The following is a 12862-nucleotide window of genomic DNA, read 5'->3' as shown; positions in this document are numbered from 1 at the left end:
AAGAACAGCGAAAGCAACGCCATGTCCGACCAGTTCTCCAACTCGCAAGTGATCCGCAAGCCGGCCGTCAGCGCCAAGGGCGGCATCGTCGCCGCGCAGTCGCGCAAGGCGGCCGAAGTCGGCGCGGAGGTATTGGCAGCGGGCGGCGATTGCGTCGACGCCGTGATCGCAACCACCTTTGCGCTGGGCGTGCTGGAGCCGTGGATGAGCGGCGCCGGCGGCGGCGGCGCCATGGTGCTGTATCGCGCCAAGGAGAACCGCGTCGAGGTGATCGACTACGGCATGCGCGCGCCGGACGGCCTGCGCCTGGAGGATTATCCGCTGACCGGCGGCGCGGCCTCCGACCTGTTCCCCTGGGCGCGGGTCAAGGACGACCGCAATCTGCACGGCCCGGGCTCGATCGCGGTGCCCGGTGTCGTCGCCGGCATGGAGGAGGCACATCGCCGCCACGCCAAAATGCCGTGGAAGGACCTGCTGGCGCCGAGCGTCAAGCTCGCCGGTGAAGGCCTGCTGGTGGATTGGTGGACCACCGACATGATCGCAAGCTCCGCCGCCGATCTGCGGCGCTATCCCGCCAGCGCCGCGGCGTATCTGCTGGACGGCCTGCCGCCGAATGCGCAATGGGGCATCAAGTCGGTGGTCCGCATGCCGCAGGACAGGCTGCAGGCGACGATGGCGCAGCTTGCCGCGGCCGGCCCGCGCGACTTCTACGTGGGCGACTTGGCGCGCAGCATCGCCGACGATATCCAGGCCGCCGGCGGCGCGCTGTCGGTGCGCGATCTCGCCGCCTTCCGCGCCCATCTGCGCGAGCCGCTCACGATTCCCTACCGCGGCGGCGCGGTCTACGCGACACCGGAGCTGACCGCGGGTCCGACCATGGCGCGTACGCTCGGCCTGTTGCAGAAGGCGCTGGCGCCCGCGCAGGGCGGCCCGGATGCGGCCGCCTATGCTGCCTACGCCGAGGCGCTGCAGGCCGCCTATCGCGAGCGGCTGAAGGACATGGGCGACGTCCACGGCCGCCGCGCGCTCGGCGCGGAGGCGATCGCACCATCCTGCACCACGCATTTCTCCGCGGTCGACCGCGACGGTAACATGGCCGCGGTGACGCAGACGCTGCTGTCGACCTTCGGCTCCAAATTCGTGACGCCGAACACGGGCCTCACCATGAACAACGGCATCATGTGGTTCGATCCGACCCAAGGCGCACCGAACTCGCTTGCGCCCGGCAAGCGCTGCCTGACCAATTACACGCCCGTGGTGGCGGAGGCGGCCGACGGCCGCAGGCTCGCCGCCGGCGCATCCGGTGGCCGCCGCATTCTGCCCGCGGTGTCGCAGCTGCTCTCCTTCGTGATGGATTTCGGCATGGATCTCGACGCCGCGATCCATCAGCCGCGCATCGACGCCAGCGAAGGCAATGTGGTGATCGGCGATGTCCGCCTGCCGCAAGCCGTGCGTGAGGTGCTGCGCGGCCGCTTCGACTATGCGGAGGCACGCATCCAGACCCAGCCCAAGAAGTTCGCCTGCCCCAGCATCGTGCTGCGCGACGGCACCACCAACAGCGGCGCCACCGAGCCGTTTCATCCGTGGAGCGATGCAATCGCGGAGGGGTGAGTCGTGCGCACAGCTCTCTACCCGCCGTCGTCCCTGCGAAAGCAGGGACCCATAACCACAAGGTCATGTTGTTGAAGAGGGCTGTGGCCCCAGCGTCGCGCAACGATTGCGATTCGGGGTAATGGGTCCTGGCTTTCGCCAGGACGACGAGGATGGTTCTCGTGCGGTACGACGCACCGTCATTGCGTACTTGATGCACCGCCATTGCGTACTTCATCTCGGTGTCATCGCCCGGCTTGACCGGGCGATCCAGTATTCCAGAGACGCCGGTGCGTGAGCCGAGAGGCCGCGGCGTACTGGATCGCCCGGTCAAGCCGGGCGATGACAGTTGTAGTGAGGACGCAGCTTCGCACTCTCGCGACATCATTTGCCCGAGCCTTGTTCTTCGTTCCGCCGTCTCTCTCGCAGAGGGCGCAGGGAAAGCCGGGTGCCGATTGCACCCATGGGCCCCGAGCAAAAGAGATAAGCTCCGGGGGTAGGACCAAGATGTAACCGGAGCAATCCGGCTTTCGATCAGCAGCGCGGTATCCGGAACGTGAACCGTGTTTCGGCAGCAGAGGACGATGGCACGCCCGCGGACATTGCAGGACGCAAATGGGCTGATACATTTCGGCCCGACAACGAACAATGGTGACCGGCTTGAGCGATGCAAGCGCAGACGTGCCGCCCGGCGCTCAGCTCCTCGGACGCGAGTGGCTGGGCTTCGACGGCGAAGTCGCCTCGATCCGCTTCGTGGCGCAGGCGCTGTTCACCAACCGGCACGGAACGATCCAGGGCGGCTTCCTTGCGGCGATGCTGGATTCGGCGACGGGCCTCGGCGCCCTCGCTGTACTTCCGTCAAGCAAGACCGTCGTGACCAGAACTCTCACCACGCGGTTTCTCAAGCCGGCGCGCGTCGGTCCGATCACGGCCAAGGCCAAGGTCGTCTCGCAGACCGACCGCGACATGATCGTCGAGGCCGATCTGATCGACGCTGACAATTTGACGGTTGCCAGCGCCACGGCCGAGTTGCGGATTCTGGACAAGCGATAGCCATGCGTCGCGCTCCCTTCGTGCTGTCAGCGCTGTTGCTGCTTGCGGTCCCTGCGGCGCAGGCGGCTGGACTCCGGCGCTTCGACGTTCCCGCGGGCGCCTCGCGGCGATTGGCGGTGAACCCGATCTCCGCAAGGGCTTGCCGAACTGCCAGACGTCGAGCTTGCGGGCCTGCAAGGAGCTCGAAGGCGGAGAAAAGCCGAGCGGGCGGGCCGTCCACGATCCGCGGATCAAGGCCGCGATCATCGTCGATCCCTTTCCTGTGCTGTTCTTTGCGGCCGAGAATTTGAAAGCTGTGACGATCCCGATTCAATTGTGGAGCTCGGACCCCGCGCAGAATGGCGACGGTCTCTCCGGGTGCTGTGCCGCCGCGATCAACGAGAGGCTTCCGTCCAAACCGGACTTTCACCTGGTGAAGGATGCCAAGCACTTCTCCTTCCTCGCGACCTGCACGCCGGAGGAGACAGCGAAGATGGTCGCCATCTGCACCGATGCGCCGGGCTTCGATCGCGTCGCCTTTCATCAGCGCTTCCACACGGCCGCCATCGCGTTCTTCAGAACACACCTTGGCGAAGCCGGAACGCGATAGCGGCCGCTACACCCCGAGCTTGTCCCGCACCCGCCCGGTCAGCACCGCCGTGGTGACGCCGACGCGCCAGAAGGCGTGCATCGGGATCGGCTTGATGCCGGTCACGGGCATGTCGATCTCGGCCTTTGCACCTCCGATCAGGCGGCGGGCGAGCTGCGCGCCCATTGCGGTCGAGAGCGCAACGCCGCGGCCGTTGCAGCCGAGCGAGATCAGCAAATTCTCCGCGGGCGCATGAACATGCGGATAGTGATCGGCGGTGATGGCGAGCCGGCTGTTCCAGCCGTGGGTCCAGCTGACGCCTTTGAGCTGCGGCCACAGCCGCTCGGCGTAGCGCATCAGATAGGCGACGTCGGTCGGCTTGCTGATCCAGCGCATCGGGCCACGGCCGCCCATCAGCAACCGATTGTGCTGGTCGATGCGGTAATAGACCGTGATATGGCCGCTCTCGTAGAGCACCGGACGGCCCGGCATGATCGCGCGCGCGACCTCGTCGGACAGCGGCGCGGTCGCCGCGATCGAGGAGAACACCGGCACGATGGTGCGGCGAAGCGCCGGCCACAGATCATCGGTAAAGCCATTGGTCGCGAGCAGCACCTTGTCGGCACGCACGACTGCGCGCGGTGTCTCGATCCGCCAGCGGCCGCCGTCACGGCGGAGCGACAGCGCCGGCGTCTCGCCATGGACGGCGACGCCTGCGCCGATCGCGGCACGCGCCAGGCCGCGCGCGTAGCTCAGCGGATGCAGGTCGCCGCCGCGCGCATCCAGCACGGCGCAGAGGTAACGGTCGCTGCCGGTCATCTCGTGCATCTCGGCGGCGTTGAGCAGTTTCACCGGCATGCCGCGCCGGATGCACTGCTTCGCCGTGGTCTCGATCGCGGTGGCGCTGGCCTCATTGTAGGCGGCGCGCAGCGTGCCGTTCTGCCGCGCCTCGCAGGGAATCTGGTAGCGACGGATCAGGTCGTGCGTGAAGTTGGTGGTACCGTAGGAGAACTCGATCATGCGGCGGCCGAGATCGGCGCCGAAATCCGCTTCGATCTGATCCGGGTCGTGCTTCAGCCCGGGATTGGTCTGGCCGCCATTGTTGCCGGAGGCGCCCCAGCCCGGCTCCTGTGCCTCCAGCACGGTCGCGAGCACGCCCTGCTCGGCAAGGTGCAGCGCGGTCGACAGGCCGGTGAACCCGCCGCCGATGATCGCGACCGGCACGCTCTTGTCCGATGTCAGCGGCGGCGTCGGCGTCGCTTCCACCGCGGTGTCGGCGTAGAGGCTCGGTGGCAGCGAAGAGGTCATGTAGGATACCGAACTAGAATGGATGTTGTGCCGAACGGCATGTCCGCGGACTCACTCACCTCTCCCGCTTGCGGGGGAGGTCGGATTGCATCGGAGATGCAATCCGGGTGGGGGCTCTCCCCCCGAAGGCTCTGACTCGTGGCGAGACCCCCACCCCAACCCTCCCCCGCAAGCGGGAGAGGGAGCGCACTTCCGATGAGGCGACAGTAAGAGCAAACGTCATTGTCGATCACAACGGATGCAGCACGCGGCGCAGGAAATCCTGGGTGCGCGGGTGCTGCGGTTGGTTGAGGACGGATTTGGCGGCGCCCTGCTCGACGATGACGCCACCATCGATGAACAGCACGCGGTCGGCGACGTCGCGGGCAAAGCCCATCTCATGGGTGACGACGACCATGGTCATGCCGTCGTCGGCGAGCTTGCGCATCACCGAGAGCACTTCGCCGACCAGTTCCGGATCGAGCGCCGAGGTCGGCTCGTCGAACAGGATCGCTTTCGGCTGCATCGCCAGCGCCCGCGCGATCGCGACGCGCTGCTGCTGGCCGCCGGAGAGCTTTGGCGGATGCACTTCGGCCTTGTCGGCGAGGCCGACCTGCGCCAGCAACGCGCGGCCGCGAGCGAGCGCCTGCTCGCGCGACTCCTTCTTCACGTAGAGCGGCCCCTCGATAACGTTCTCGAGCGCGGTGCGATGCGGAAACAGGTTGAAGCGCTGGAACACCATCGAGACCTGGGTGCGGATCGCCACGATCGAGCGGTCGCCCTGATCGACGCGCGCGCCTTCGACGCTGATCTCGCCGCGATCGTAGCTCTCGAGCCCGTTGATGCAGCGCAGGATGGTCGACTTGCCGGAGCCCGACGGGCCGATGATGCAGACCACCTCGCTCTTGGCGACCGAGGCGGTGATGCCCTTGAGCACCTCGACCTTGCCGAAGCTCTTGTGGACGTCGTTGAGCTCGATCATTTGCGGTTCGCCTTGTTCTCGAAGTGCCGAACCAGCAGGATGAGCGGAATGCTCATGGTGAGGTACATCAGCGCTACCAGGGTGAACACGCTGGTGTTCTTGAAGGTCGAGGAGGCGATCAGCTTGCCCTGCAGCGCGAGCTCGGCGACGGTGATCGTGGAGGCCTGTGAGGAATCCTTCAGCATCATGATCATGATGTTGCCGTAAGGCGGCAGGATGATCCTGACCGCCTGCGGCAGCACCACGCGGCGCATGGTGAGCCACCAGCCCATCCCGATGGTCTGCGCCGCCTCGATCTGCCCCTTGTCGATCGCCTCGATGCCGGCGCGGAAATTCTCCGCCTGATAGGCCGAGTAGGCGATGCCGAGCCCGATGATCGCGGCCTGCAGCGCCGACAGCGCGATGCCGAAATCGGGCATCACGAAATAGATGTAGAACAGCAGCACGATGATCGGGATGCCGCGGATCACATTGATCAGCGCCGCGCTGAGGCCGACGAGAATGCCGATGCCGGACACCCGCATCAGCGCCCAGACCAGCCCAAGCACGGTCGACAGCAACAGCGAGCCGACGGTGACGACGATGGTCAGCCAGACACCCTGCAACAGGATCGGCACGAACTCGACGGCGTCATGGAAGAATTTTTGCATCGGTAGAATGTATCCAGTCCCTCGAATACGTCCCCGTCATCCTGAGGAGCGGCGCCTTCGCCGCGTCTCGAAGGATGAATCGGCCCGGCTGGCGGCCGTCGACCCTTCGAGACGCGCTACGCGCTCCTCAGGGTGACGGATCACTGATCTCGAGTGGCCCGCCAAGCCCAATAGCAACATGCGCGCATCACGACGCGCTGGCCTTCTGGCCCCATTTCTCCAGGATCTTCGCGATCGTGCCGTTGGCCTTCAGCTTCGCCAGCGAGGCGTTGATCTTGGCCAAGAGCTCGGTGTCGCTCTTGCGGATGCCGATCGCGACCGTGCCGACGGTGACGGGCTTGTAGCCGTCGACCAGCCGGACGTCGGCGAAATTGCCCTGCTGCAGATTGTAGGCGAGGATCGGATAGTCGGCGAAGCCGGCCTTGAGGCGGCCGGCATTCACGTCGCGCAGGATGTCGGGAATGGTGTCGTAGACCTTGACCTCGCTGAACAGCCCGGTCTTCTTCAGCGCATCGACGAACGCGGTGCCGACCTGGGCGCCGACCACGGTGCCCTTCAGATCCTCCTGCGTGGCATAGGCCTTGGCGTCGGACTTCGGCACCACGAGGCCCTCGCCATAGGTGTAGACCGGCTCGGAGAAGTCGATCACCTCCTTGCGCGCGGCGGTGGCGAACATCGCGGCGGCAATGATGTCGATCTTGTTCGCGGTCAGCGAGGGGATCAGCGCCGAGAACTGCATCGGCTCGATCTGCACCGAGAAACCGGCGTCCTTGCCGATCTCGGTGGCGAGATCGACCATGATGCCCTGGATCGAATTGGTCTTGGTGTCGAGGAAGGTGAAGGGGATGCCGGTCGGCGTCGAGCCGACCTTGAGCACCTGCTGCGCCCCTGACGGCGCGCTCAAGGCGAGGGCAAGCGCCGCGACCGCGGCATGGACGAGACGCTGAAAGGACATCGCACACCTCCGAAGCTGGCCTCGGCGCCGCATCGCCCTGCTTTTCGAGCTAGATGTTGCGGGCGACGCCGTTCCGGCCTATTTTCACCAATATGAAATTGTGGTCACGAAACCGCGACCAATGCAAGCGGTTTTCATGCACATGAAGGAAGCGGACTGACGTGAGCGGCGGCAAGAGAATGCGCAAAGGCGCGGCAGCAAAGCCCGTGACGCCACGCCGCGCGGCCAAAAAGCCCGTGAAGAAGCCGGCCGAGCCTGCGATGGATCTCGCGGTCGGACGCCGCATCCGCGACCTGCGCCGCACCAAGCAGATGTCGCTGGAGGTGGTCGCCGCGCGTACCGACCTATCGATCGGCTTCATCAGCCAGATCGAGCGCGGCCTGTCGTCGCCCTCGCTGCGCGTGCTGGCGACGCTGGCCGACGTGCTCGGCGTCGGCATCGCCGCGCTGTTCGGCGCGACGCCCAGGGATGACAGCGCCGGCGGCGTCGTGACCCGCGAGGTGCAGCGCGCCGAGCTGAAGCTGTGGCGCACCGGAATTTCAAAGCAGCTGCTGAGCCCTGCCGGCAGCGAAAGCCGGCTCAATCTGTTCCTGGTGCATCTCGAGCCCGGCGGCAACACCGGCGACGAGTTCTACACCCATGACGGCGAAGAGGCCGGCCTCGTGCTGTCAGGCGAGATGATTTTGACGGTGGATACCGAGACCTGGACGCTGAAGCAGGGCGACAGCTTCCGCTTCGCCAGCCGCCGCCCGCATCGGTTCTCGAATCCGGCCGGCGATGCCAATGCTGTGGTGCTGTGGGTGAATTGCGTGACAGCGGCGGGGTGAGGCCCCGCTCTCTCCATTCGTCGTCCCGGCGAAAGCCGGGACCCATAACCACAGGGTTGTGTTGTTGAAGAAGGCTGCGGCCCCAGCGTCGCGCAATAACTCCCATTCGTGGTTATGGGTCCCGGCTTTCGCCGGGACGACGATGATGGTTACACCGCGATCGTATCAAACCGCGTCAACTTAACCCCATCACAATCTCCTCGATCTTGATTGGGAAATTCCGCACACGGATGCCGGTGGCGTGGAAGACGGCGTTGGCGACGGCGCCGGCGCTGCCGGTGATGCCGATCTCGCCGACGCCCTTGATGCCGAGCGGGTTCACATGCGGATCATGCTCGTCGACCGTGATGACCTCCATCGGCGGCACATCGGCATTCACGGGCACATGATACTCGGCGAGGTTCGCATTGAGGATGCGGCCCGAACGATGGTCAATCACCGCCTCCTCGTGCAGCGCGAAGGACAGGCCCCAGATCATGCCGCCGTAGAGCTGGCTCTGCACCATCAACGGATTGACGATGCGCCCCGCAGCGAATGCGCCGACCAGCCGCGTGGCGCGGATCTGGCCGAGCTCCGGATCGACCTTGACCTCGGCAAACACAGCGCCATGCGCGTGCATCGCATATTGCGACTGCGCCGCCGCATCCGCCGCGCCGCTGCCGGTGGCGTCGACCTCGGCGAGGCCGGCACGCGCCAGGATGTCGGCGTAGCTTTCGCTGCGCGCATCGTCGTCGCGGCGATGCAGCCGCCCGGCCCGCGCCACCACGCCGGCATTGCCGGCGCCGAACAGCGGCGAGCGCTGGTCCGCGGTCGCGAGTTCGGCGAGCTTTGCGATCACGGCCGCACCGGCATTGTGGATCGCGGCGCCGACGGTTGCGGTATGCCCCGAACCGCCGGCGATGCCGGCATCGGGCAGATCGGAGCTGCCGGACCGGAACGTCAGCTGATCGAAATCGAGACCGAGCGAGTCGGCCGAGATCTGCGCCAGCGCGGTCCAGGCGCCCTGCCCCATGTCGTGCGCGCCGGTCTCCATCACGCCCTTGCCGTCGGCGCGGATCACCGCGCGCGCATTGCCCTGGAACATGATGGCCGGGAAGGTCGCGGTGCCGACGCCCCAGCCGACCAGAAAGCCGTTCTCGTCCCGCATCTGCTTCGGCTGCAGCGGACGGCCCGCCCAGCCGAAGCGTTCGGCGGCCTTGGCGTAGCACTGGCGCAGCGCCTTGGAGGAGAACGGCTTGCCGGTGGTCGGCTCGACCTCGGCGTAGTTCTTCAGCCGAAATTCCAGCGGATCGATGCCGCAGGCGAACGCCGCCTCGTCGATCGCGCTTTCCAGCACGATCGATCCGGTGGCCTCGCCCGGCGCGCGCATGAACAGCGGCGTGCCGGTGTCGACGCGCACCGCCTCATGCGCGGTGCGGATCGCAGGGCTGGCATAGAGGGTGTGCGAGGCGTCGGCGGCGGGCTCGTAGAAATCGTCGAAGCTCGACGTCGTGACGCGCGCCTCATGATTGATCACGGTGAGCGCGCCGGCATCGTCGGTGCCGATCCGGATGCGCTGGCGGGTCGGCGGACGATGGCCGACCGGGCCATACATCTGGCTGCGGCGCAGCACGAGCTTGACCGGACGGCCGATCAGCTTGGCGGCCATGATGCCGAGCACCTGCGGCCCGGAGATCAGCCCCTTGGAGCCGAAGCCGCCGCCGAGGAACGGACTGTTGATGTGGATATTCGCCGGCGGAATCCCGAACAGCCCGGCGATGCGCATCTGGGCGAATCCCATGCCCTGGCTCGGCGTGTCGATGAACAGGCGGTCGCCGTCCCATACCGCGACGATCGCATGCGGCTCCATCGCGTTGTGATATTGCGCCGGCGTCTCGTAAGTCGAGTCTGTCAGCTTCGCGGCCGCAGCCATGCCGGCGTCGATGTCGCCGTGGCGGACTTCGGCGGGATTGCCGATGCCGACCACGGGCGGCGCGTAGGCCTCGCCGGCGTCGAGGCCGACACGCGCGATCTCGACCTGGTAGCGCGGCGACAGCAGCGCTGCGCCTTCGGTCGCGGCTTCCAGCGTCTCGGCGATCACGACCGCGATCGCCTGGTTGGCGTAGCGCACCTCGTCGCTCTGCAACAGCTCCATGCGGAAGGCGAACGGGTTGCCCTTGGCGTCGGGGTCTTCGGCAAGTTCAGGCTTGTGCGCCAGCGTCATCACGTCGATCACGCCGGGATGGCGCCTGGCGGCGGCGACATCGAGCGCGGTGACGCGGCCGCGCGCGATGCAGCTGGTCGCAATCACGGCATAGACCATGCCGGGCGGATGATTGTCCGCGGCGTAGCGGGCCTTGCCGGTGACCTTCAGCACGCCGTCGGTGCGGGTCATCGGCTGGCCGATGTTCGAGCCATGCCTGATATGGGCGGGGTCGCGGGTCAGACTGAGTTCAACCGTCATGCGTTACGCTCCTGCAACGGATGAGAAGGGAGAGCCCGGCAGCGCGGCAATACGATCCGGCGTGCCTGCGGCGGCAAGGGTGAGCGCGCGCACGACGATGCGCTGCGCGAGCTCGATCTTGAAAGCGTTGTCGCCGGACGGCTTTGCGCCGGCGAGCGCAGCGCGCGCCGCCTCGCGATAGACAGCCGCATCGGGCGCGGCGCCGGCGAGCACCTGCTCGGCCTCACGCGCCCGCCACGGCTTGGCCGCAACGCCGCCGAGCGCGAGCCGCGCCTCACGGATCTTGCCATCCTCGATGCGCAGGCTAGCTGCGGCCGAGACCACGGCGAAGGCATAGGACGTGCGCTCGCGCACCTTGATGTAGCGGGCATGGCGAGCGAAGCCTTGCGCCTCAGTCGGCAGCCGCAGCGCGACGATCAGGTCACCGCGCTCCAGCACGGTCTCCCGCTCCGGCGTATCGCCGGGCAGACGATGCAGCGCCTCGAGCGGCAGCTCGCGCCGGCCGCCTTTGCCCTCGATCTCGACGATGGCATCGAGCGCGACCAGCGGCACGCAGAAATCAGACGGATGGGTGGCGATGCAGCCCTCGCTCCAGCCCAGCACCGCGTGCAGGCGGTTCTCGCCCTTGAGCGCGTCGCAGCCGGCGCCCGGCCAGCGCCGGTTGCAGGCGCTGCCGGCGTCGTAAAAATACGCACAGCGTGTCCGCTGCATCAGATTGCCGCCGACGGTTGCAGCATTGCGCAGCTGCGCCGACGCGCCCGACAGCAGCGCCTCGGCGACCGCGGGATAGTTGCGCGCGAACGCGGCGTCATGGGCGAGATCGGCGTTGCGCACCAGTGCGCCGATGCGCAAGCTCCCATCGGCGAGATGCTCGATACGATCGAGCCCGGGCAGACGCGTGACGTCGACGAGGCGGCTCGGCCGGCTGACACCGCCCTTCATCAGGTCGAGCAGGTTGGTACCGGAGGCGAGATAGCTCGCGCCCTTTTCGGAAGCCGCCGCGATCGCGTCCGCGACGCTGGCCGGCCTGACATAATCGAAGTTCATCATGCGGAGCGCCTCTGCTTGCTGGCGGTCATGTTGGATTGTGCCTCGAGCACGGCTTCGGTGATCCCCTGATAGGCGCCGCAGCGGCACAGGTTGCCGCTCATGCACTCGCGCACGCGCTCGGGGTCGTCGCCGGCCTGCCCTTCCTGGATCAGGCCGATGCCGCTCATGATCTGGCCCGGGGTGCAGAAGCCGCACTGGAAGCCGTCATGGGCGATGAAAGCGGCCTGCACCGGATGCAGCTCGCCGCCGCGTCCGACGCCTTCGATCGTGGAGATCTCGGCGCCGTCATGGCTGACGGCGAGCGCGAGGCAGGAATTGATGCGGCGGCCGTCGACCAGGATGGTGCACGCGCCGCACTGGCCGCGGTCGCATCCCTTCTTGGTTCCGGTGAGGTCGAGCCGCTCACGCAACAGGTCGAGCAGGGTGACGCGGGGGTCGTCGAGGGCAATGTCGCGGCGGACACCGTTGATGGTGAGACTGATGGGGAGATTCATGCAAGGCGCTCCGATCCGTGTATGGTCGGGTTGAATCGAGGCAACGCGAACCCGTGGCCGCCGATGCATGATCGGCGCACCTTGTCAGGCCCGGTGCTGGTTGCCATATACGGAGGCATCCTCCGTTTACAAGGGAGGGTGAAAAGAAAAAGGAATGGCCGGCTCATCACCAGAAATTGTCCGCAAGCCGCGCGCCGACGCCGTGCGCAATCGCGAGCGCGTGCTGGAAGCGGCCAAGGCCGTGTTTTCGGCCGGCGGCAGCGAGGCGAGCCTCGAGGCCGTCGCGCGCCATGCCGGCGTCGGCATCGGCACGCTGTATCGCCACTTCCCGACCCGCGAGGCGCTGTATGAGGCGGTCTATCGCCGCGAGGTCGAGCAGCTCGGCGACCTCGCCGAGCAATTGCAATGCGCCCCCGAGCCGGTCGAGGCGCTGCGGCGTTGGCTGCGCGCCAATGTGGAATTCGTCGCGACCAAGAAGGGCATGGTCGCAGCCCTTGCGCTGGTCGCGCACGGCTCGACCGAGCTGCACGCCTATTCGTTCGACCGCCTCACCAAGGCGATCGGCACGCTGCTCGCGCGCGCCGTCGCGGCCGGCGCCATTCGCGACGACATCAGCGCCGAGGACGTGCTGCGCGCGCTGATCGGCATGTGCTACATGCACGACCAGCCGGGCTGGCAGACCACGGCGCTGCGGCTCCTGGATGTGTTCGTGGATGGCTTGCGCGTGCAACCGGCGGCCAAGGCGGCATCCGCGGCAAAGCCTGCGAAGAAGAAGGCCGGTAGGCCGCGCTCGTCGTAGCTGCTACAAATTTATCGTAATCGGAAATACTCCGCGCGAAGGCCGCGTGTTGGGCGTGCGGAGTCCGGCCATTGAACGAAGGTCGAATGGGCGATCCGGTGTTTCCATTCGCGCGTCGTCCCCGGGAATGACTATGCTGGCAAAAAACAGGTAGACGCGAGAGC

At 66.8% G+C, this 12862-nt stretch carries 12 protein-coding genes; 5 read left to right on the top strand and 7 right to left on the bottom strand.

Going from position 1 to position 12862, the window contains the following annotated elements; all coding sequences use genetic code 11:
* Window positions 1-21: 21 nt before the first annotated feature.
* The 3 genes from AAFG07_RS11645 to AAFG07_RS11635 all read left to right on the top strand — a co-directional run bounded on the left by AAFG07_RS11645 (window position 22) and on the right by AAFG07_RS11635 (window position 3232).
* Window positions 22-1611, top strand: coding sequence for a gamma-glutamyltransferase (locus tag AAFG07_RS11645; protein WP_342727388.1), 1590 nt, complete (start codon window positions 22-24; stop codon window positions 1609-1611).
* A gap of 630 nt (window positions 1612-2241) precedes the next feature.
* Window positions 2242-2643, top strand: coding sequence for a PaaI family thioesterase (locus AAFG07_RS11640; protein ID WP_342729124.1), 402 nt, complete (start codon window positions 2242-2244; stop codon window positions 2641-2643).
* Between the two features lie 163 nt (window positions 2644-2806).
* Window positions 2807-3232 (top strand): hypothetical protein, encoded by a 426-nt coding sequence (locus AAFG07_RS11635; RefSeq protein WP_342727387.1) that lies wholly within the window; start codon window positions 2807-2809, stop codon window positions 3230-3232.
* A gap of 6 nt (window positions 3233-3238) precedes the next feature.
* On the opposite strand, the gene AAFG07_RS11630 is transcribed toward AAFG07_RS11635, so the two are convergent.
* The 4 genes from AAFG07_RS11630 to AAFG07_RS11615 form a co-directional block, all read right to left on the bottom strand.
* Window positions 3239-4519 (bottom strand): FAD-binding oxidoreductase, encoded by a 1281-nt coding sequence (locus AAFG07_RS11630; RefSeq protein ID WP_342727386.1) that lies wholly within the window; start codon window positions 4517-4519, stop codon window positions 3239-3241.
* A 229-nt stretch (window positions 4520-4748) separates the two neighbouring features.
* Complete coding sequence (locus AAFG07_RS11625; protein WP_342727385.1) at window positions 4749-5480, bottom strand: amino acid ABC transporter ATP-binding protein; 732 nt, start codon at window positions 5478-5480, stop codon at window positions 4749-4751.
* A complete protein-coding gene (locus AAFG07_RS11620) occupies window positions 5477-6130 on the bottom strand; it encodes an amino acid ABC transporter permease (RefSeq protein ID WP_342727384.1) in 654 nt (217 codons plus the stop codon). The genes AAFG07_RS11625 and AAFG07_RS11620 overlap by 4 nt, the downstream gene beginning before the upstream one ends.
* Window positions 6131-6317: 187 nt before the next feature.
* Complete coding sequence (locus AAFG07_RS11615) at window positions 6318-7085, bottom strand: ABC transporter substrate-binding protein (protein ID WP_092116368.1); 768 nt, start codon at window positions 7083-7085, stop codon at window positions 6318-6320.
* A gap of 179 nt (window positions 7086-7264) precedes the next feature.
* Here AAFG07_RS11615 and AAFG07_RS11610 point away from each other — a divergent pair, with 179 nt between their 5' ends.
* A complete protein-coding gene (locus AAFG07_RS11610) occupies window positions 7265-7912 on the top strand; it encodes a cupin domain-containing protein (protein ID WP_342727383.1) in 648 nt (215 codons plus the stop codon).
* 175 nt (window positions 7913-8087) lie between these two features.
* Here the strand turns inward: AAFG07_RS11610 and AAFG07_RS11605 are convergent, their stop codons facing one another.
* The 3 genes from AAFG07_RS11605 to AAFG07_RS11595 are packed head-to-tail and all read right to left on the bottom strand — an operon-like array spanning window position 8088 to window position 11899.
* Window positions 8088-10355, bottom strand: a complete 2268-nt coding sequence (locus AAFG07_RS11605; RefSeq protein ID WP_342727382.1) for a xanthine dehydrogenase family protein molybdopterin-binding subunit — start codon at window positions 10353-10355, stop codon at window positions 8088-8090.
* 3 nt (window positions 10356-10358) lie between these two features.
* Entirely contained in the window at window positions 10359-11405 is a 1047-nt protein-coding gene (locus AAFG07_RS11600) for a xanthine dehydrogenase family protein subunit M (RefSeq protein WP_342727381.1), read from the bottom strand.
* Window positions 11402-11899 carry a (2Fe-2S)-binding protein gene (locus AAFG07_RS11595; protein ID WP_342727380.1) on the bottom strand — a complete coding sequence of 166 codons (498 nt, stop codon included), beginning with the start codon at window positions 11897-11899 and terminating at the stop codon, window positions 11402-11404. The genes AAFG07_RS11600 and AAFG07_RS11595 overlap by 4 nt, the downstream gene beginning before the upstream one ends.
* A gap of 154 nt (window positions 11900-12053) precedes the next feature.
* Here AAFG07_RS11595 and AAFG07_RS11590 point away from each other — a divergent pair, with 154 nt between their 5' ends.
* Window positions 12054-12698 carry a TetR/AcrR family transcriptional regulator gene (locus tag AAFG07_RS11590; protein WP_342727379.1) on the top strand — a complete coding sequence of 215 codons (645 nt, stop codon included), beginning with the start codon at window positions 12054-12056 and terminating at the stop codon, window positions 12696-12698.
* Window positions 12699-12862 lie beyond the last annotated feature (164 nt).

The sequence above is a fragment of the Bradyrhizobium sp. B097 genome (assembly GCF_038957035.1).
GTDB lineage: Bacteria > Pseudomonadota > Alphaproteobacteria > Rhizobiales > Xanthobacteraceae > Bradyrhizobium.
Note: the sequence above shows the minus strand (reverse complement) of the source record. Positions and strands in the feature narration are given on the sequence as shown.